The sequence below is a fragment of the Streptomyces sp. NPDC090106 genome (genome assembly GCF_044747265.1).
Lineage (GTDB): Bacteria > Actinomycetota > Actinomycetes > Streptomycetales > Streptomycetaceae > Streptomyces.
This window is the reverse complement of the sequence record NZ_JBIVDS010000020.1, coordinates 53,494-71,921: the sequence shown is the minus strand read 5'-3', so window position 1 is coordinate 71,921 and position 18,428 is coordinate 53,494. Positions and strand designations below refer to the sequence as shown.

At 72.7% G+C, this 18,428-nt stretch carries 18 protein-coding genes; 10 read left to right on the top strand and 8 right to left on the bottom strand.

Annotated elements, in window-relative coordinates; translation table 11 throughout:
• Positions 1–33: 33 nt before the first annotated feature.
• Complete coding sequence (locus ACIPSE_RS42645; protein WP_401674438.1) at positions 34–213, bottom strand: hypothetical protein; 180 nt, start codon at positions 211–213, stop codon at positions 34–36.
• 325 nt (positions 214–538) lie between these two features.
• On the opposite strand from ACIPSE_RS42645, the gene ACIPSE_RS42640 reads away from it, so the two are divergent.
• Complete coding sequence (locus ACIPSE_RS42640; RefSeq protein ID WP_401674435.1) at positions 539–1,063, top strand: hypothetical protein; 525 nt, start codon at positions 539–541, stop codon at positions 1,061–1,063.
• Between the two features lie 178 nt (positions 1,064–1,241).
• On the opposite strand, the gene ACIPSE_RS42635 is transcribed toward ACIPSE_RS42640, so the two are convergent.
• The gene (locus ACIPSE_RS42635) at positions 1,242–2,117 is read right to left on the bottom strand and encodes an undecaprenyl-diphosphate phosphatase (protein ID WP_401674433.1); all 876 of its coding nucleotides are present in this window, start codon (positions 2,115–2,117) and stop codon (positions 1,242–1,244) included.
• A gap of 279 nt (positions 2,118–2,396) precedes the next feature.
• On the opposite strand from ACIPSE_RS42635, the gene ACIPSE_RS42630 reads away from it, so the two are divergent.
• The 3 genes from ACIPSE_RS42630 to ACIPSE_RS42620 are packed head-to-tail and all read left to right on the top strand — an operon-like array spanning position 2,397 to position 5,280.
• The gene (locus ACIPSE_RS42630) at positions 2,397–3,563 is read left to right on the top strand and encodes a Gfo/Idh/MocA family protein (RefSeq protein WP_401674431.1); all 1,167 of its coding nucleotides are present in this window, start codon (positions 2,397–2,399) and stop codon (positions 3,561–3,563) included.
• A complete protein-coding gene (locus ACIPSE_RS42625; RefSeq protein ID WP_401674429.1) occupies positions 3,560–4,486 on the top strand; it encodes a PmoA family protein in 927 nt (308 codons plus the stop codon). The genes ACIPSE_RS42630 and ACIPSE_RS42625 overlap by 4 nt, the downstream gene beginning before the upstream one ends.
• Before the next feature lie 20 nt (positions 4,487–4,506).
• Positions 4,507–5,280 (top strand): alpha/beta fold hydrolase, encoded by a 774-nt coding sequence (locus ACIPSE_RS42620; protein WP_401674426.1) that lies wholly within the window; start codon positions 4,507–4,509, stop codon positions 5,278–5,280.
• Here ACIPSE_RS42620 and ACIPSE_RS42615 read toward each other — a convergent pair whose 3' ends face one another.
• Positions 5,281–5,751, bottom strand: a complete 471-nt coding sequence (locus ACIPSE_RS42615) for a winged helix-turn-helix transcriptional regulator (RefSeq protein ID WP_401674424.1) — start codon at positions 5,749–5,751, stop codon at positions 5,281–5,283.
• Between the two features lie 144 nt (positions 5,752–5,895).
• On the opposite strand from ACIPSE_RS42615, the gene ACIPSE_RS42610 reads away from it, so the two are divergent.
• Positions 5,896–7,068, top strand: a complete 1,173-nt coding sequence (locus ACIPSE_RS42610) for a thiolase family protein (protein WP_401674422.1) — start codon at positions 5,896–5,898, stop codon at positions 7,066–7,068.
• A 19-nt stretch (positions 7,069–7,087) separates the two neighbouring features.
• On the opposite strand, the gene ACIPSE_RS42605 is transcribed toward ACIPSE_RS42610, so the two are convergent.
• A complete protein-coding gene (locus ACIPSE_RS42605; RefSeq protein ID WP_401674420.1) occupies positions 7,088–7,861 on the bottom strand; it encodes a TVP38/TMEM64 family protein in 774 nt (257 codons plus the stop codon).
• Between the two features lie 49 nt (positions 7,862–7,910).
• Here ACIPSE_RS42605 and ACIPSE_RS42600 point away from each other — a divergent pair, with 49 nt between their 5' ends.
• The 3 genes from ACIPSE_RS42600 to ACIPSE_RS42590 all read left to right on the top strand — a co-directional run bounded on the left by ACIPSE_RS42600 (position 7,911) and on the right by ACIPSE_RS42590 (position 10,998).
• Positions 7,911–8,633, top strand: coding sequence for a DNA alkylation repair protein (locus tag ACIPSE_RS42600; protein ID WP_401674417.1), 723 nt, complete (start codon positions 7,911–7,913; stop codon positions 8,631–8,633).
• A 284-nt stretch (positions 8,634–8,917) separates the two neighbouring features.
• Positions 8,918–10,087, top strand: a complete 1,170-nt coding sequence (gene tuf / locus ACIPSE_RS42595; protein WP_401674414.1) for an elongation factor Tu — start codon at positions 8,918–8,920, stop codon at positions 10,085–10,087.
• A gap of 65 nt (positions 10,088–10,152) precedes the next feature.
• Positions 10,153–10,998 (top strand): spermidine synthase, encoded by an 846-nt coding sequence (locus ACIPSE_RS42590; RefSeq protein WP_401674412.1) that lies wholly within the window; start codon positions 10,153–10,155, stop codon positions 10,996–10,998.
• Here the strand turns inward: ACIPSE_RS42590 and ACIPSE_RS42585 are convergent.
• The 3 genes from ACIPSE_RS42585 to ACIPSE_RS42575 form a co-directional block, all read right to left on the bottom strand.
• Positions 10,960–12,264 carry an MFS transporter gene (locus tag ACIPSE_RS42585; protein ID WP_401674409.1) on the bottom strand — a complete coding sequence of 435 codons (1,305 nt, stop codon included), beginning with the start codon at positions 12,262–12,264 and terminating at the stop codon, positions 10,960–10,962. The two genes, ACIPSE_RS42590 and ACIPSE_RS42585, sit on opposite strands and share 39 nt — an antisense overlap.
• 53 nt (positions 12,265–12,317) lie before the next feature.
• The gene (locus tag ACIPSE_RS42580; RefSeq protein ID WP_401674406.1) at positions 12,318–13,304 is read right to left on the bottom strand and encodes a hypothetical protein; all 987 of its coding nucleotides are present in this window, start codon (positions 13,302–13,304) and stop codon (positions 12,318–12,320) included.
• A 118-nt stretch (positions 13,305–13,422) separates the two neighbouring features.
• The gene (locus ACIPSE_RS42575) at positions 13,423–14,430 is read right to left on the bottom strand and encodes a hypothetical protein (protein ID WP_401674404.1); all 1,008 of its coding nucleotides are present in this window, start codon (positions 14,428–14,430) and stop codon (positions 13,423–13,425) included.
• Between the two features lie 232 nt (positions 14,431–14,662).
• On the opposite strand from ACIPSE_RS42575, the gene ACIPSE_RS42570 reads away from it, so the two are divergent.
• On the top strand, positions 14,663–15,100 hold the full coding sequence (locus ACIPSE_RS42570) for a DUF4442 domain-containing protein (protein WP_401674591.1): 438 nt from the start codon (positions 14,663–14,665) through the stop codon (positions 15,098–15,100).
• 100 nt (positions 15,101–15,200) lie between these two features.
• Here ACIPSE_RS42570 and galU read toward each other — a convergent pair whose 3' ends face one another.
• On the bottom strand, positions 15,201–16,151 hold the full coding sequence (gene galU / locus ACIPSE_RS42565) for a UTP--glucose-1-phosphate uridylyltransferase GalU (protein ID WP_401674401.1): 951 nt from the start codon (positions 16,149–16,151) through the stop codon (positions 15,201–15,203).
• 397 nt (positions 16,152–16,548) lie between these two features.
• Between galU and ACIPSE_RS42560 the strand changes: the two genes are divergently transcribed.
• A complete protein-coding gene (locus ACIPSE_RS42560; RefSeq protein WP_401674399.1) occupies positions 16,549–18,342 on the top strand; it encodes an RICIN domain-containing protein in 1,794 nt (597 codons plus the stop codon).
• Positions 18,343–18,428: the final 86 nt, after the last annotated feature.

The following is an 18,428-nucleotide window of genomic DNA, read 5'->3' as shown; positions in this document are numbered from 1 at the left end:
TCGACGCCCCTCAGGCGAGGCTCGACCGGGTCTCTAGGCGGCCTTGATGACGTCCCCGCGGATCGCGGCGGCCCACTCGACCACCAGCAGCTCGTATTCCTCGCGTTCCTGCGACGACAGCGAGCCGTGCGCCCGCAACCACAGGGCGCGGATCTGCTCGTTCACTTCGGCAGCGGACCGCACGGAACCAGAGGCCATTGAATGGGGGGACATGCGGACAAGCCTAGGGGCAGGAACTGACACTGCGCTACCGAACCGCTACGCACAACCTATGCGATGCGTCACGGCCTTCACCAGGCGAACAACCGTGCGGGACCTCGGATGTGATCATCCATCAGCTCACCCCGTCACGGGCCGCCTGACGCCGCCGCGCACCGGCCCGGACGGCGGTGGTCCGGTGGAAGGGCGCTATCGCGCCTCGCCGCCGACCGACCTCTCCGGCGCACCGGAGCTCGAAACGGTGAACCTTCCCTCCGTCGCCCCGTCTCAACATCATCCGGCTTATAGCCTGCCGATCCAGCACATCACCGGGGGGACCATGACGAATGAACAGCCCGAGAAGACCGCCGTCCCGGCGCCGCCGGACGTGCCGCCTCCACCGGCCGAACCGCCCGGCCCGGTCGCACCGCCGAAGAAGAGGCTGAGCCCACGCATGGCCGGGCTCGCCGGATTCGCCGTCGGGGTCGGCCTGATGGGCGGCCTCTGGGCCCTCGTCGCCAGTGACCCCGGCGAGCCGGACACCTTCACCATGAAGGGCGACTTCGCTCTCACCGAGAAGGCCTCGTCCGACGGTGACGGCGGTTGCGAAGGCTCGTACGACTCCGGGTACGACGACATCTCGGAAGGCACCAGCGTCACCGTGTACGGGGCGGCCGGCGAGGTCGTCGCCACGGGGAGGCTCGGGGAGTCCGAACTCATCGGCACCAGTTGCGTCTTCGACATCGCGGTCGTCGACGTGCCCAAGGGTGAGAAGTTCTACAAGGTCGAAGTCTCGCACCGCGGCACGCTGCAACTGTCCGCGGAGGAGGCCGAGAACGGGGAGCTCGCGGCCAGTCTCGGTTAGCCCGACGCGGTTGTGCCCCGGCCGTCGCTCTCGGCCGGGGCACGGACGGATCGGTTCGGCACGTGCCGTCCACCGGTCGTCTCCCGGGCACGGGCAGACGACGCCGACGCACGGCTGGGAGGAACCGCCGCTGGAACCCGCGGCCCGTCGCGGCGAAAACCCCGTCGCCGCGCCCGTGTCAGCCCGCCGACTCCGCCGCGTGCGGGCTCAGTACGCCCATGCTGACCAGGACGATGATGAGGATGCCCAGGGCGATCCGGTACCAGACGAACGGCATGAAGCTCTTGGTGGAGATGTACTTCATGAACCACGCGATGACCGCGTAGCCGACGAGGAAGGCGATGATCGTGGCGAAGATCGTCGGGCCCCAGGAGACGTGGCCGACCTCCATCGCGTCCTTGATCTCGAACAGGCCCGAGGCCAGCACCGCCGGGATGGCGAGGAGGAACGAGTAGCGGGCCGCGGCCTCGCGCTGGTAGCCCATGAAGAGGCCGCCGCTGATCGTCGCGCCGGAGCGGGAGACGCCGGGGATCAGGGCGCAGGCCTGGCAGAGGCCGAAGATGAGGCCGTCGCGGACGCCGAGGTTCTCCAGGGACTTGCGCTGCTTGGGCGCCCGGTGCTTGCCGCCGGACTCGTCGCGTGCGGCGAGGCGGTCGGCGATGCCGATGACGATGCCGACCACGATCAGCATCGTCGCGGTGATGCGCAGATCGCGGAACGGCCCCTCGATCTGGTCCTTCAGCGTCAGTCCCAGCACACCGATCGGGATGGAGCCGACGATCACCAGCCAGCCCATCTGGGCGTCGTGGTCGCGGCGCATCTCCTTGTTCGTCAAGGACTTGAGCCAGGCGAGGACGATCCGCCCGATGTCCTTGCGGAAGTAGATCAGCACGGCCGCCTCGGTGCCGATCTGCGTGATCGCGGTGAAGGCCGCGCCGGGGTCCTCCCATTCGGCGAAGGCCGCCGTCAGCCGCAGATGCGCGCTGGAGGAGACGGGGAGGAACTCGGTGAGCCCCTGGACGAGTCCGAGGATGAGCGATTCAAACCAAGACATGAAAGTACGGAGTCCAAGCGCTGATCGTGAAGGAGCACGGGCACACCGGGCCGACCGGCCGCGGTGATCACAGGTGTGGAGGGCAGCCTAGCGTCCGACGGTGACAGCCCCGGCACAGGGTCGCCGCCGGGCACCGGTGCGCACGGTGGACGGGCTGTTGACCAGGCAGGGTGCCGCCGCTTAGGTTGCGCGAGGGGAAAGCGCTTGCTGGCACGGGCACCGTGGCGCGCGGGTGCTGACCGCCGGCCGCCGTTCGTCCGAGGAGAGCTGATCCCGCCCATGTCCGACCTCACTCCCCTCACTCCTCTCACCCCGCTCCCGCCCCTCGACGGCCGCCGCGTCCGCGTGGCCGTCGTCGGCACCGGAGCCATCGCCCGCGACTCCCATCTCCCCGCGCTCGACAAGCTCGCCTCCCAGGGCGAGACGGAACTCGTCGCGGCGGTCGACATCGACGCCCGCTCCGTCGAGGAGTTCTGCGTCTCCAACGGCATCCCGCACGCCTATACCGACCTGGACCGGATGCTGCGCGAACAGCGCCCCGACCTGGTGATCATCTGCACCCCGCCCACCCTGCACCGCGACCAGACCGTCACCGCGCTGCGCGCCGGGGCGTGGGTGTGGTGCGAGAAGCCGCCCGTGCCGACGCTCGCGGACTTCGACGCGGTGGAGGCGGAGGAGGGCACCGAGGGCGGGCCGTACGCCTCGATCGTCTTCCAGCACCGGTTCGGCTCCGGCACCCGGCATGTGGCGCGGCTGCTCGCCGAGGGGGCCGTGGGCCGCCCGCTCGTCGCGCACTGCCAGACCACCTGGTACCGCGACACCGCCTACTACGCGGTGCCCTGGCGGGGCCGCTGGGCCACCGAGGGCGGCGGGCCCGCGATGGGGCACGGGATCCACCAGATGGACCTGCTGCTCGACCTGCTCGGCCCGTGGAGCGAGGTCCGCGCGATGGCCGGACGGCTCGTGCACGACGTCGAGACCGAGGACGTCTCGACCGCCCTGCTCCGCTTCGAGAACGGCGCCATGGCGACGGTGGTCAACAGCGTCCTGAGCCCCGACGAGGTCAGCCGCATCCGTATCGACTGCGAGCGGGCCACCATCGAGCTGACCCATCTGTACGGGCACTCCAACGCCAACTGGCGGATCACCCCCGCGCGGGACGTGCCGGAGGAACTCGCGGCGGCCTGGCAGGACTTCGGCCCCGACGTGCCCAGCTCGCACCTGGAGCAGCTGCGCGAGCTGATCGCGAGCATGCGCGCCGGGCAGCGCCCGCGCAGCAGCGGAGCCGACGGGCGCACCAGCCTCGAACTGGTCGCCGCGCTGTACCGGTCGGCGTTCACGGACACCACCGTGCGCGCGGGCGAGATCGGCCCCGGCGACCCGTTCTACACCGCCATGCACGGCGACGCGCCCGGCTGGGCCCCCGCGGCGGAGACCTCCGCATGAGCGGGCTGCGCGTGGTCCACGCCCACGGCGACCGGATCGTGGTGAGCGACCCGGCGACCGGCGTCGAGCTCCTCTCCTACGTCTACCGCCCGGAGGCGGCCTGGGAGGCGCCCAAGCCGTACATCCACCCCCTGCGCACGCTCGCCGGCGATGTCGTCACCGACTACCGGCCGAGCGACCACCGCTGGCACAAGGGCCTGTCCCTGACCGCCTCGCACCTGTCGGGCGCCAACCTCTGGGGCGGCAACTCCTACGTGCACGGCGAGGGGTACCTCCGACTTCCCGAGCGCGTCGGCTCGATGGCGCACGTCGCCTTCGACGAGGTAGCCGCGCACGACGGCCGGGTCGTCATCGCCGAGCGTCTGACCTGGCACCCCTACGACGGACGGCGATGGGCCGACGAGGAGCGCCGGGTCGAGATCCACGACGTGGACCACTCGTCCGGTTCCTGGGCGCTGACCTGGACGAGTGCGGTCACCAACCGGCGCGACGAGCCCCTGCGGTTCGGCAGCCCGACCACCGCGGGCCGCGAACTCGCCGGGTACACCGGCCTGTTCTGGCGCGGCCCGCGTTCCTTCCGCGACGGCCGGATTCTCGCCCCGGACGCCGAGGGCCCGGGTCTGCTGGGCGCCCAGGCCTCCTGGCTGGCCTTCTCCGGCGAGCACGACGGCACGGACGGTCACGCCACCCTCGTCTTCGAGCACGCCCCGCAGAACGACCACCTCGGGACGGCGGGCGCGCACCCGGCTCACTGGTTCGTGCGCAACGACCCCTTCGCGGGCGTCGCCCCCTCCTGGGCCTTCTACGACGAGCTGGAACTCGCCCCCGGCGAGACCCTCACCCGCCGCTACCGGATCGTCGTCGCGGACGGTGCCTGGGAGCGCGAGGAGATCACGAAGTACCTCCGGACGCGTCCCTGGTGAGGTCTGTCTAGCCTGGAGGCATGGCCACGGTCCGGGTGGGCGGTGTCCGGGTCGTCTACGAGCGGGCCGGGCAGGGGGCGCCGCTCGTCCTGGTGCACGGGGCCGGGGACGACGGGCGAGTGTGGGGGCCGCAGGTCTCCGCGTTGCGGACCGACTTCACGGTCGTGGCCTGGGACGAACCAGGCGCCGGGCGTTCCTCGGACCTGACCCCCGGGTTCGGCCTCGGCGACTACGCGGACTGTCTCGCCGCGGTGATCTCGGACGCGGGGTGCGGACCGGCGCACGTCGTCGGGCTCTCCTGGGGCGGCACGGTCGCGCTGGAGCTGTACCGGCGCCGTCCGGACACCGTCCGCACCCTGGTGCTGGCCGACACCTACGCGGGCTGGAAGGGCTCCCTGGCGCCGCAGGAGGTGGCCGCGCGGGTGGCCGGCGTCCGGAGCGCCCCGCGCGGTGCCGGAGTGCCGACGGCCGGACTCTTCGCCGGTGAACCGCCCGCCGCCCACGTCCCGTTGCTCGACGCGATGGCACGCGCCGTACGGCCGGACACGCTCGCCGCGCAGCTCGCGATCATGGCCGGGGCCGATCTGCGGGACGTGCTGCCCACGATCGCCGTGCCGACGCTGCTGCTGTGGGGCGAGCGGGACGCGCGCTCGCCCCTGGGGGTGGCCCGGGCGTTCCGGGACGCGGTGCCGGGTGCCGAGCTCGTCGTCCTTCCGGGGGCGGGGCATCTCAGCAATCTGGAGGCGCCGGAGGGCTTCGACGCGGCCGTGCGCGGGTTCTGCCGCACGCGGTGATCAGGCCGCCGTGGGGCCCGTCACCGACCAGCCCGGGAGCTGGGGGTGCGCGGTGAGGTCCTCGTGGCGCACCGGGTCGCCGCAGGCGCGGCAGGTGACGGTGGGGACGAGTTCGTGGCCGCAGGAGTGCTCGACGACCATGGGCCGGTCGCCGTCGCCTCGCAGGTGCCGGTCGCCCCAGGCCATGAGGGTCAGCAGGACCGGCTCCAGTTCCAGGCCCGCCTGCGTGGGCCGGTACTCGAAGCGCTGCGGGCGCTCGCTGTAGGCGCGCTTGGTGAGGACGCCGGCGTCGACCAGGCGCCGCAGCCGCGTGGCGAGGATGTCGCGCGGGGCGCCGATGTTGCGCACGAGCTGGTCGAAGCGGCCGTTGCCCAGGCACACCTCCCGCAGGACGAGCAGCGAGTACTTCTCGCCGACGAGCGCGAGGGCGTCGGCGATGGAGCAGGGGCGCGGGTCTTTGGGGGCGGCCATGACGGCAATTCTAGGGGAGGGTTTGATTTTCCAACTCACCGAGCTATGGTGAGTTGGGATTTCCTACTGACCAGTAGTCCGGCACCGGCCCGCGGTCCCGCACCGACCCGTGGTCCGCTACCGACCGACCGTGGAGGCCGCACCATGCGAGACGCCGTGATCGTCGAAGCCGTACGCACCCCGATGGGCAAGGGCAAGCCGGGCGGCTCCCTCGCGCACGTCCACCCCGTCGAACTCCTCGCCCACACCCTGCGCACCCTCGTCGAGCGCTCCGGCGTCGACCCCGCGCTCATCGACGACGTCATCGGCGGCACCGTCGACCAGGTCGGCGAGCAGGCCATGAACACCACCCGGTACGCCGCCCTGTCCGCGGGCTTCCCCGAGACCGTCCCCGCGACCACCGTGGACCGCCAGTGCGGCTCCTCCCAGCAGGCCGTGCACTTCGCCGCCCAGGGCGTCATCTCCGGCGCGTACGACCTCGTCGTCGCCTGCGGCGTCGAGTCGATGAGCCGCGTGCCCATGTGGTCCAACGTGCCGCCCGGCAAGGACCCCTTCGGCCCCGGCGTCGCCGCGCGCTACCCGGAGGGACTCGTCCCGCAGGGCATCAGCGCCGAACTCATCGCCGCCAAGTGGTCGCTCACCCGCGAGCAGATGGACGCGTTCGCGGTCGCCTCCCACCACAAGGCGGCCGAGGCCTGGCGGAGGGGCCTGTTCGACGCCGAGGTCGCACCCCTGGACGGGGTGGCCCGCGACGAGTGTGTCCGGCCGTCCAGCACGACCGAGATCCTCGCCGGCCTCAGGCCCGCGTACCACGACCCGGCCTTCGCCGAGCGGTTCCCGCAGATCGAGTGGAACGTCACCGCGGGCAACGCGAGCCCGGTCAACGACGGCGCCTCCGCCGTCCTCATCACGTCGAGCGAGACGGCCGCCCGGCTCGGCCTGCGCCCGCTGGCCCGCCTGCACAGCTTCGCCGTCACCGGCTCCGATCCGCTGCTCATGCTCACCGGGGTCGTACCGGCGACGGAGAAGGTGCTGCGGCGGGCCTCGCTCACCCTGGACGACATCGACCTGTTCGAGGTCAACGAGGCGTTCTCCAGTGTGGTGCTGGCCTGGCGGCAGGAGACGGGCGCGGACCTCGCCAAGGTGAACGTGCACGGCGGAGCCATCGCGCTCGGGCACCCGCTCGGCGCGAGCGGCACCCGGCTGACCACGACACTCGTCCACGCCATGCGGGAACGCGGGGCGCGGTACGCGCTGCAGACCATGTGCGAGGCGGGCGGACTCGCCAACGCGATGGTCCTGGAACGCGTCGAGTGAGGGACCGTCCGCCCGGCGCTCAGCGGCCCCGCAGGTGGTGCCGCTTGCGCCAGGCCACCACCGCGCCCGCCACACCCGGCACCGCGATCGCGGCCATCGAGATCAGGAACACCGGGGACGTGGGTGTCGACGCGCTCGCGCCCGCCACCACGTACGCCGCCGTGTTCGGGACGCAGCCGAGGGCGGTCGCCAGCAGGAACGGCCCGTAGCGCATCTCCGAGACGGCGGCGCAGTAGTTCGCCGCCTGGAAGGGCACCCCGGGGAACAGCCGGACCGCCAGCATCGAGCGGAAGCCGTGGCGGCTCAGCTGGCCGTCCGCCGCCTTCAGCCACCGGCCGCGCAGCATGGGCCGCAGCGCCGCCTGGCCCAGGACCCGGCCCAGGGCGAAGGAGAGCCCGGCCCCGATCACCGTGCCCGCCATGGCGGCGCCGATGCCGAGCTGGGAGCCGAAGAGGGCGCCCGCGGCGAGGTTCAGCAGCGGGCGCGGCACGAACGCCACCGTGCACACGCCGTAGGCCGCGGCGAAGACCAGGGCCGCCGCGACACCGCCGAGCTGGGGCGGCCAGCCGTCGGCGAGGAGCCGCTGCGGCTCGAACAGCAGCACGCCGGTCGCACCGGCCGCGAGCAGCACGACGAGCAGGGACAGCCGGGACCACGGCGAGAGCAGCGCTCTCGTGCAGCGGGCGGTCGGACCCGGCGGCACGGCGGCCGGCAGGGCCATGGCGAGCTCCGTGGCGGCGACCCGGGGCGGGGCCGTGGCGGTGCCCCCAGAGCGGTTGGTGGCATCGAGCATCCGGTGACACTAACCGACCGATGTGTGTGATCGCCGTATGGTTCGTCTCATGAGCGTCACAGGTGTGGGATCTCTCTCCCTGCCGCACAGCGCCCTCGCGGACACCGTCCTGGAGCGGCTCACCGCCGAGTACGGCGCCGCGGCCGACCCCGCGCGGGCCGCTCCCATGCGGGCCTACATGAAGGACGTGGCCCCCTTCCTCGGCTTGACCGCACCCGTGCGCCGCACCCTGTCCCGCACCGTCCTCGCGGGCACGCCCCGCCCCGACGAGCGGGACTGCACGGCCGTCGCCCTGCGCTGCTGGCGGCTGCCCGAACGCGAGTACCAGTACTTCGCCGTCGACCTCCTGCGCCGCCACGCGCGCGTGCTGTCCTCCGGCTTCCTGCCCGTGGCCCGTCACCTGGTGAGCACCGTTCCCTGGTGGGACACCGTCGACCTGCTCGCCGCCCATGTCGTCGGCGCCCTCGTCGAGGCCGACCCGGCCCTGAAGACCGACATGGACGTCTGGATCGGCGACGACGACCTCTGGATCGCCCGCACCGCCCTCCTGCATCAGCTCCGCTCCAAGGACCGCACCGACACCGAACGCCTCTTCGCCTACTGCGTCCGGCAGTCCGGGCACCCCGACTTCTTCATCCGCAAGGCGATCGGCTGGGCGCTGCGCGAGTACGCCAAGACCGACCCGGAGGCCGTCCGGGAGTTCCTCGCCCGGGAGAAGGGCCGCTTCGCGCCGCTGTCCGTGCGCGAGGCGCTGAAGAACATCGGCGCCTGAGCACGGCGGCGCACGGCATCGCGTCCGAGGCGCCCCGCACCGGGAAAAACCATTCGACGTGCGGCAGGGCGTCGGCAATGATCGGCGTCATGTTCCGGCACGCCTTCGTCCTCGCAGCATCCGCGGTCGCGGATGCACCGAAGGCTGCCGTGCCCGTCTTCCTGACGGCCGTCGACGGCGCCCGAAGCTGACCCTCTCCGGACAGTCCGGCGGACCCCGCAGGGGGAGGGTCGGCGAGTCCAGGGGTCCCCACGCCACTTTCGAGGCTTCGAGGAAGACCAGCCATGCCCAAGACGGCATACGTGCGCACCAAGCCGCATCTGAACATCGGCACCATGGGTCATGTCGACCACGGCAAGACCACTCTGACCGCCGCCATCACCAAGGTCCTCGCCGCGCGCGGCTCCGGCACGTTCGTCCCGTTCGACCGGATCGACCGCGCCCCGGAGGAGGCCGCCCGCGGCATCACCATCAACATCGCGCACGTCGAGTACGAGACCGACACCCGCCACTACGCGCACGTCGACATGCCGGGCCACGCCGACTACGTCAAGAACATGGTCACCGGGGCCGCGCAGCTCGACGGGGCGATCCTCGTCGTCTCCGCGCTCGACGGGATCATGCCGCAGACCGCCGAGCACGTGCTGCTCGCCCGGCAGGTGGGCGTCGACCACATCGTCGTCGCGCTCAACAAGGCCGACGCGGGCGACGAGGAGCTCATCGACCTCGTCGAGCTGGAGGTCCGCGACCTGCTCACCGCGCACGGCTACGGCGGCGACGCCGTACCCGTAGTCCGCGTCTCCGGGCTCAAGGCGCTGGAGGGCGACCCGCGGTGGACGGCGTCGGTGGAGGCGCTGCTCGACGCCGTGGACACCTACGTGCCCATGCCGGAGCGGTACCTGGACGCGCCGTTCCTGCTGCCAGTGGAGAACGTGCTCACCATCACCGGCCGGGGCACGGTCGTCACGGGCGCCGTCGAGCGGGGCACCGTCCGGATCGGCGACCGCGTCGACGTGCTCGGCGCCGGGGTGGAGACCGTCGTCACCGGACTGGAGACCTTCGGCAAGCCGATGGACGAGGCGCAGGCCGGTGACAACGTGGCGCTGCTGCTGCGGGGCGTGCCCCGGGACGCGGTGCGGCGCGGACACGTCGTCGCCGCGCCGGGCAGCGTCGTGCCGCGACGCCGGTTCTCGGCGCGGGTGTACGTGCTGTCGGCGCGCGAGGGCGGGCGGAGCACCCCGCTCGTCAGCGGGTACCGGCCGCAGTTCTACATCCGCACGGCGGACGTCGTGGGGGACGTCGACCTCGGCGAGATCGCCGTGGCCCGGCCCGGCGACACCGTACGGATGACCGTCGAGCTGGGGCGGGACGTGCCGCTGGAGACCGGCCTCGGGTTCGCCATCCGCGAGGGCGGACGGACCGTCGGGGCCGGCACGGTGACCGCCGTCGAGTGACGGCGGACCGGGGGGCGTGGGGGCGATGGCCACCACGCCCCCCGGGTCACGGGCACAATTGCCCGGTGACCGACCCGATACCCGTCAGCCGAGCCGTCGACCACGGCTTCGCCAAGCTGATGCCCGACGTCGACCGCGACCGGGCCTGGCTCCTCACCGTCGACGGCGCGCCCCAGTCGTACGTCGACCTCGACGAGCCGACGCATCTGGAGTTCGAGTACGCGCGCCGCCTCGGGCACGTCCTGGACACCGTCGCCGCGCCGGGCCGTCCGCTCGACGTCCTGCACCTCGGCGGCGGGGCGTTCACACTGCCCCGGTACCTCGCCGCCACCCGGCCGGGCTCCCGGCAGGACGTCGTGGAGGCCGACCGGGGGCTGCTGGACCTGGTCGTGGAGCATCTGCCGCTGCCGGCCGGCGCCGGGATCGCGCTGCACGCGGCGGACGCCAGGAGCTGGCTGGAGGCGGCGCCCGACGACTCGGCGGACGTCCTCGTCGCCGACGTCTTCGGCGGCTCGCGCGTCCCCGCGCACCTCACCTCGGCCGGTTACGTCCGGGAGGCGGCACGCGTGCTGCGGGACGGCGGCTGCTACCTCGCCAACCTCGCCGACTCCGCGCCCTTCGCCTTCCTGCGCTCCCAGCTCGCCACCCTCGGCGCCGTCCTCCCGGAGCTGGCGCTCATCGCCGAACCGGGGGTGCTGCGCGGGCGCCGGTTCGGCAACACCGTGGTCGTCGCCGCCCGGCACCCCGTCGACCTCGCCGCGCTGGCCCGGCTGACCGCCGCCGACGCGTTCCCGGCCCGTGTCGAGCACGGCCCGGCGCTGCGGAACCTCATCGGCGGCGCGCTGCCCGTGCGGGACGAGGACGCCGTACCGTCACCCGAGCCCCCCGACGGGGCGTTCGGCGTCGGCTGACGCGGAAGCGGGCGCGGGCGCCGGGGCGGCCCGGACGACCGGCTTGGACACACGGCGCAGGTTGCGCACGTCCGGGACCAGCAGCACGGCCGCCGTCACCAGCGCCACCAGGGCGGAACAGCCCCACAGCGCCTCGGAGCGGCCGAAAGCCGACTCCGCCGGGCCCGCGAGCGCGGTCGCCAGCGGGACCATCGCGACGGAACCGAACCAGTCGTACGCGGAGACACGCGAGAGCTTGTCCTCGGGGATCTCCTGGTGCAGCGCGGTCATCCAGGAGACGCCGAACACCTCCAGCGTCACCCCGGTCAGGAACATCACCGCGCACAGCACGCCCACCGGGGTCGGGATCGCCAGCGCCGCCGAGGGCAGGGCCAGCGGGAAGACGCACAGGACGCCCGAGAGCAGCAGCCGGCGCGGCTTCCACCGGGTCATCAGCAGCGCGCCGCCGACCGTGCCCGCGCCGAAGAACCCGAGCGCCAGGCCCCAGGGCCCCGCGCCGCCGAGATGGTCGCGGGCGACGAGCGGACCGTAGACGGCGTCGGCGGCGGCCACCACGGCGTTCGCGATCGAGAACTGCACGACGATGCCCCACAGCCAGGGCCGCCCGCTGACCTCCTGCCAGCCCTCGCGCAGATCGGCGAGCAGACCGCCGCCCGCACCGCGCACCGGAATGTGGCTGACGTCGAGGAAGGACCGCAGACTTCCGGCCACCGCGAAGGCCACCGCGTCCGCCGCCAGGACCCAGCCGGGGCCCACCGTCGCGACCATCGCGCCGCCGAGCGCGGCGCCGCCGAGCGCCGCTCCCTGCATCGCCATCCGGAACACCGCGAACGCCCGCCCGGCCTGCTCGCCCGAGACCGTCGACAGCAGCATGCCCTCGGCGGCCGGGCTGAAGAACGCCTGCCCGGTGCCGCCGAGCGCGGTCAGCAGCATCATCTGCCACAGCCGCGGCTCGCCGGTGAGCACCAGCACCGCGAACAGGCCCTGCGACACACAGTTGAGGGTGTTCGCGGCGACCATCACCCGGTGCCGCGGCAGGCGGTCCGCCACCGCGCCGCCGATCAGCAGGAACACCACCAGCGGCAGCGTCCGCGCGGCGGCCACCAGGCCCACGTCACCACCGTCACCGCCGTTCTCCAGGACGGCGAAAGCGGCGGCGATCAGCGCGCCCTGGCTGCCCAGGTTGGTGATGAACGCGGCGGAGGTCAGCAGGCTGTAGTTGCGGCCGGCCCACTCGGGCCGGCGCCGGGAGGCGGAGGAGGTCACCGCCCGACTATCCCCGCACCCGCCCTCCGGATGCAAAACCGTTTCCGGCCAGGTCAGCCGGTCGGTTCGCCGTACAGCCTGACCGTGCTGAGGATCTGCTTCACCGTCGCGTCCGGCACCTCGTCACCGACGCCCTTCGCCCCGTGGAGGGTCCAGGAGACGAAGTCACCCACGGAGTTCTTGAACGCGAACGTGGTCGCCTTGCCGTCGGTGTCGCACTTGCCGGTCTTCTTCACACCCGTCGAGTAGGTCGTGGCGACACTGCCCTCGACACCCGAAGCGCTCGTGTACGCGGCCGGCTTGCCGATGGTGAGCAGCTTCTTGGAGGCCGCCTTCTGGTCGGTGTACCCGCCGAAGACCCACCACGCGGAGTCGTTGCGGGCCACGTCGGCGGTGTCCTTCGCCCCGTTCTGGCCCTTGGTGCCGACCACGGCCAGGGCGCTGTCGCTCGTCGTGCCGTCCTTGTCGTCGTCGGACGTGCACCACTTCTCCTGGAGGTAGGCGGGTGCCGACATCCCGATGAGGACCGAGCCGTCGCCCTTCTCGGCGTCCTCGAAGCCGATGAACGTGCCCGGCGACTCGACCTGCCAGTCGGCCGGTACGTCGAAGGCTGTGCCCCACTTGGGGTTCACCACGACCTTCCAGCCGTCGATCGTGGCCTGGGGCCCGTCGCCGCCCCGCGGGTCGTCGTCTCCGCCCGGGCTCGCCGTGGTGGAGGCGGTGGGGGAGGGGGACGGGTCGCCGCCGCCCGCCTGCTCGTTCCTGTCGCCGCCGAGCACCAGGTACCCGGTGACCCCGGCCGCCACGACCACGGCCAGGGCGGCGACGATCGCGGTCACGCGGGTGCGGTTGCCGCCGCCCCCGCCCTGCGGCGCCTGCGGGGTGCCCGGGGTGTCCCACTGGGTCGGCTGCGAGTACGGGCTGGGCTGTTGGTAGCCGGCCTGCTGGTACGGATTGGGTTGCTGGTACCCCGGCTGCTGGTACGGGTTCTGGTCCTGCGGGTTCTGCTCGCCCCCGGGCGGCTGCTGTCCTGGCCACATGGCCAAAAACCATAACCGGGTCCGTGTGTACCTGTCAGGGGGCCCATCCTGTGGACAGCGACCCCCTGTCCGCAGGGGGCGTCTCTCCTGGACGGGACCCCTGCCGGCCGGGGTCCCGTCAGCCGGTCGGGTCGCCGTGCAGCCGGACCGTGCCGAGGATCTTCATGATCGTCTCGTCGGGCAGCTCGTCGCTGACGCCCGTGGCCCCGTACAGGTTGAACGCCACGAAGTCACCGGTCGAGTTCTTGAACCCGAACGTCACCGCCTTGCCGTCGGAGGCGCACTTGCCCTTCTGCGGAGTGCCCTTCGAACGCGCCCAGGCGAGGCTGCCCTTGACGCCCGAGGTCGTCGTGAACGCCTTCGCCTTCTTGTCGTAGGTGATGGTCTTCTTGTCCGGCTGCGTGTAGCCGCCGTAGACCCACCAGGCGACCTGGTTGACGGCGACCTCGTCGGTGTTCTTCGCGCCGTTCGCGCCCTTGGTGCCCGCCGCGGCCAGCGCCGTGTCGTCCGTGTTGCCGTCCTTGTCGTCGTCGGACGTGCACCACTGCTCCTTGAGGTACGCCGGAGCGGACATGGTGATGATGGGCTTGTCACCGGCCTTGGCGTCGTCCTCCTCGAAGCCGATGAGCATGCCGGGCGACTCGACCTGCCAGTCCGCCGGCACGTCGAAGGCCGTGCCCCACTTGGGGTTGATGACGACCTTCCAGCCGTCGATCGTGGCCTTCTCGGCCTCGCCGCCGCGCGGGTTGTCGTCGGAACCGGAGGCGGAGGCGCTGGGGTCGCTCTCGGTGGACTTCGACGGCGACGCGCTCGCCTTCTTCCCCGAACCGCCGTCGGCCTCGTCGTCCTTGTCGCCGCCGAGCACCAGGAACCCGGTGACGCCCGCCGCCACGACCACGGCGAGCGCCGCCACGATCGCCGTGACCTTCGTACGGTTGCCGCCGCCCCCGCCCTGCGGCGCCTGCGGGCCGCCCGGCGTGTCCCACTGCGTCGGCTGCGAGTAGGGGCTGGGCTGTTGGTAGCCGGCCTGCTGGTACGGATTGGGTTGCTGGTACCCCGGCTGCTGGTACGGGTTCTGGTCCTGCGGGTTCTGCTCGCCCCCGGGCGGCTGCTGTCCTGGCCACATGGGCAGCCACCTTAGTAGCGGCTGTGCATCGATTCGGTCACCGCCCCTTATCGGGGTCGTAGCAACTCGGGATGCCTCGGGACGCCTCGGGAGTGCCTGCCCGCACCGCGCGCGGCATCCGCCCGGCGGTCGTGCCCCTCGCCCGGGAGGCCCGGCGGTACGACGATCGCCGCACCGTCCTGGTCACGCCAGGCTACCCGTGGGTAACATGCCTGCCATGAGCGCAGAACAGATGTCCATCGGCGAGATGCTCGCCGCCACGGTGCCCATGGCCCGGACCCTGAACCTGGAGTTCCTGGAGACCACGCCGCACAAGGCCGTCGTCGCCCTGCCGGACCAGAGCGAGTACCACAACCACGTCGGCGGACCGCACGCCGGCGCGATGTTCACGCTCGGCGAGACCGCCAGCGGCACGATCGTCCTCGCCGAGTTCGGGGACCAGCTCGCGCGTGCCGTGCCGCTCGCCGTCCGTGCCGAGATCTCCTACCGCAAGCTGGCCATGGGCGCCGTCACCGCGACGGCCACCCTCGGCCGCCCGGTCGCCGACGTCGTCGCCGAACTGGACGCGGGCGAGCGCCCCGAGTTCCCGGTGGCCATCGAGATCCGGCGTGCCGACGGCGCGGTGACCGGCGAGATGACGGTCGTCTGGACGCTGCGGCCCAACAGCTGAGCGCACCGCCGAAGCGGCGCTACGAGGCCCCGGTGGCGTACGGCCGCCGGGGCGGGGACGCGTGCGGTCACCGTGGCCGGGGGGCGATGCCGGGACGCGGTCAGGCGGCGAGCCGGCGGCCGTCCGTCTCCGCCGTCGCCACGAACTCCTTGAGCCAGGACAGGAACTCGGGCCCCAGGTCGGGGCGGTCGCAGGCCAGGCGCACCACGGTGCGCAGGTAGTCGGCCTTGTCGCCGGTGTCGTAGCGCAGCCCGTCGAAGACGACCCCGTGGACCGTGCCGTCGGCGGCGAGTTCCTGGAGCGCGTCGGTGAGCTGGATCTCGCCGCCGCGCCCGGGCTCGGTGCGCTCCAGCGCGTCGAAGACTCCGGGGTCGAGGACATAGCGCCCGATCACGGCGTAGTTGCTGGGCGCCTCCTCGCGCGCGGGCTTCTCGACGAGCCCGGTGACCTTGACGACACCGTCCTCGCCGGTGGGTTCGACGGCCGCGCAGCCGTAGAGGTGGGTCTGCTCCGGCGCCACCTCCATCAGGGCGACCACGGTGCCCGCGTACCGCTCGCGCACGTCGAGCATCTCGCCGAGCAGCGTCTCGCGCGGGTCGATCAGGTCGTCGCCGAGGAGCACGGCGAAGGGCTCGTCGCCCACGTGCCGGCGGGCGCAGAGCACCGCGTGGCCGAGGCCGAGGGGCTCGCCCTGGCGGATGTGGTGGATGTTGGCGAGCCGCGCCGGGTCGCGCACGGCGTCGAGGCGGACCGTGTCGCCCTTGGCGGCGAGCGCCTGCTCCAGCTCGAAGGCGTTGTCGAAGTGGTCCTCGATGGCCCGCTTGTGGCGGCCGGTGATCATCAGTACGTCGTCGAGCCCGGCGGCTGCGGCCTCCTCGACGACGTACTGGATGGCCGGCTTGTCGACGACCGGCAGCATCTCCTTGGGCGTGGCCTTCGTCGCGGGCAGGAACCGCGTGCCGAGACCGGCGGCCGGGACGACCGCCTTGCGCACGGTCCTGGCGGGCGTGGTGGGGGTGGCGGGGGTGGCGGGGGTGTGGGGGACGATCATGCGGCCCATGGTGGCCGACGGTGATGAGAGCCGGCCCAAAGAACCATGGGAGCCCGCTGTGCGTCCGATCCGAGCCGCCTGAGGGTGAGGAGATTTCGTGCGCCAACTGCCTTTGCGTGTACACAACTTGATGCCGTTCTGACAGCGGTGTCGAATACGGGTGCGGATACCGCCGGTAACTTTTCTGAATTCACGGCTTTTTGAACTTCGGTCACTCGAACTTCTTGTTCCCTGTGAGAAGCGTGTGCGAAAGTGACCGCCCCGAATGCCGATGCGGTAACCCGTGCTGCACTCCGTGCCGTACTCCGCGAGGCATAGGTATGCACCAATCACGCACCTGCTTTCCGACGGGAGCGCTTTCCCCGGCGTGACCCGCGGCTTGGAAGGAAATGGTTCAGTGCAATCCCCTCACCCTCCCCGGCCCCCTTACCCGCCGTACCTCGGGGCCGTCCCGGAGGAGTCCGACCGCGGTCTCGTGGCCCAGCTGGGCGGTGCCCAGGGCGGAGCGCGCGCGGTGTCCCTGCTGCTGGCCCGGCACTGGCGGGCCGCCCACGAGTACGCCGTCATCTGCCTGGCCTCCTCGGCGAGTTCGGCGGACCTCGTGACCGCCGCGGCCTTCCAGCGGCTGTTCGGCCGGGTGACCGGGGGCGCGGTGCGGCCCCAACTCCTCGTCGCGGTACGGGACACGGTCAAGGAGTGGGCCGCGGACGACCGAATTGCCGCCGCCCTGCCGGAACTTCGCAAGCCCGCCGGCGGGCGGGGGCTGCGGGCCGCCCGGGCCGTCACACCCGAAAGGCGGCGGATCGCCGAGCGCGCATTCCAGGCGCTTCCCGGGGCCTCGCAATGCCTCTTGTGGCATGTCGAGGTCGAGGCCGAACCCATATCCGTACCGGCCGGTCTGTCGGCGGTCGACGTGGGCCGGGCGGCCGACGCCCTGGAACAGGCCAGGGAGCAATTCCGGCAGGGCTGCGTCAGGGCCCACCGGGAACTCGCGCCCACCAAGGAATGCCGCTTCCACAACCGGCTCCTCGACGTCCCGATGCGCCGGGGCGGGGCACTGCTGCCCGATGTGCGACAGCATCTGCTGGTGTGCCGTCACTGCCGGCACGCCGCCGAACAGCTCAGCCATTTCGACGGCGGTCTGGGGGAACTCCTCGCCGAGACCGTCCTCGGCTGGGGCGCCCGCCGCTATCTCGACTCCCGTCCCGGACGCGCCGGAGCCGCCCGGCGGACCACGTCGAGGCGCGCCACGGGCGGCCGGCACCGCCCCGTCCCGCGCCGCCCGCGTCCCAGGGCCGTGGCGGTCGTCGGGCTGGTCTCCCTCGCCCTGCTGGCGACCGTGCTCGTCGCCCGGAGCTGGTCCGACGACGACGGCGTCCCCGTCCCGCGCGCCACCTGGGGGGCGCCGAGCGGTCAGGACACCGTGCCGGGCCCCGTGCCCACCGAGCCCGGCTCCTCCCCGTCCGCGGCCTCCGCGACCGAACCGGTGGAGACCGGCGGCGGCAGGCTTCGCGGCCTCGTCTCCGGACTCTGTCTCGACCTGCGCGGCGGCCGGGTCCGGGACGGCGTCGCGGCGACGCTCGCCACCTGCTCGACCGCCCCGTCCCAGCAGTGGACCCACCAGGACGACGGACTGCTGCGCAGCCTCGCCGACCCGGGGCTCTGCCTCGGCTCCGACCCCGCCGGACGCTCGGTCTCCCTGGTCGGCTGCCTGGTCCACGCGGGCGAGGTCCAGTACGACCTCACCGTGAGCGGGCGGATCCTCCTGCGCTGGCACAAGGAGCTCGCCGTCGTGCCCGACCGGGCCGGGCATGTGGTCGTGGCCGAGAAGGACGCGTCCGCGGCGCAGCGCTGGCTGCTGGAGAGCGTGGCGTCCGCGGGGTCCGCGGGGTCCGCGGGGCATGGGGAGGCCGAGCCGAAGGGGGAGGCGGCGGCTGCGGAGCCCCGGCTCTCCGCGACCCCGTCGCGGTCACCGGCCGCGGAGGCGCCCGGGTCGGGTGGGTCGGGTGGACCGGTCGAGCCGGTCGAGCCGGTCGAGCCGAGGGTGGCTCGGGTGGGGCACGGCGGGGCCGGGTCCGCGCAGGTGGGGGCCGGTGAGGGTGCCGCCGAGGGGCCCGTTCCCCTCAAGGAGGTCGCCGTGCTCCCGGTCGCGCGGACGGTCGTGACCGCGCTGGAGTCCGTTCTTCGGTGAGGCCCGGTGGGGACTGGTGGGGCCCCGAGGAGACCGGTGGGGCCCGGTGGGGACCGGTGGGGTGAGTGAGGGCCGGTGCGGGGGAG

Excerpts from the sequence above, each read along its gene's own strand:
- ACIPSE_RS42615 (WP_401674424.1), bottom strand. The coding sequence starts at position 5,751 with ATGGCCGCCCCCAAAGACCCGCGCCCCTGCTCCATCGCCGACGCCCTC.
- ACIPSE_RS42580 (WP_401674406.1), bottom strand. The coding sequence starts at position 13,304 with ATGTGGCCAGGACAGCAGCCGCCCGGGGGCGAGCAGAACCCGCAGGAC.
- ACIPSE_RS42630 (WP_401674431.1), top strand. The coding sequence starts at position 2,397 with ATGTCCGACCTCACTCCCCTCACTCCTCTCACCCCGCTCCCGCCCCTC.
- galU (WP_401674401.1), bottom strand. The coding sequence starts at position 16,151 with ATGATCGTCCCCCACACCCCCGCCACCCCCGCCACCCCCACCACGCCC.
- ACIPSE_RS42620 (WP_401674426.1), top strand. The coding sequence starts at position 4,507 with ATGGCCACGGTCCGGGTGGGCGGTGTCCGGGTCGTCTACGAGCGGGCC.
- ACIPSE_RS42635 (WP_401674433.1), bottom strand. The coding sequence starts at position 2,117 with ATGTCTTGGTTTGAATCGCTCATCCTCGGACTCGTCCAGGGGCTCACC.
- ACIPSE_RS42640 (WP_401674435.1), top strand. The coding sequence starts at position 539 with ATGACGAATGAACAGCCCGAGAAGACCGCCGTCCCGGCGCCGCCGGAC.
- tuf (WP_401674414.1), top strand. The coding sequence starts at position 8,918 with ATGCCCAAGACGGCATACGTGCGCACCAAGCCGCATCTGAACATCGGC.
- ACIPSE_RS42575 (WP_401674404.1), bottom strand. The coding sequence starts at position 14,430 with ATGTGGCCAGGACAGCAGCCGCCCGGGGGCGAGCAGAACCCGCAGGAC.
- ACIPSE_RS42605 (WP_401674420.1), bottom strand. The coding sequence starts at position 7,861 with ATGCTCGATGCCACCAACCGCTCTGGGGGCACCGCCACGGCCCCGCCC.
- ACIPSE_RS42610 (WP_401674422.1), top strand. The coding sequence starts at position 5,896 with ATGCGAGACGCCGTGATCGTCGAAGCCGTACGCACCCCGATGGGCAAG.
- ACIPSE_RS42570 (WP_401674591.1), top strand. The coding sequence starts at position 14,663 with ATGTCCATCGGCGAGATGCTCGCCGCCACGGTGCCCATGGCCCGGACC.
- ACIPSE_RS42645 (WP_401674438.1), bottom strand. The coding sequence starts at position 213 with ATGTCCCCCCATTCAATGGCCTCTGGTTCCGTGCGGTCCGCTGCCGAA.
- ACIPSE_RS42625 (WP_401674429.1), top strand. The coding sequence starts at position 3,560 with ATGAGCGGGCTGCGCGTGGTCCACGCCCACGGCGACCGGATCGTGGTG.
- ACIPSE_RS42600 (WP_401674417.1), top strand. The coding sequence starts at position 7,911 with ATGAGCGTCACAGGTGTGGGATCTCTCTCCCTGCCGCACAGCGCCCTC.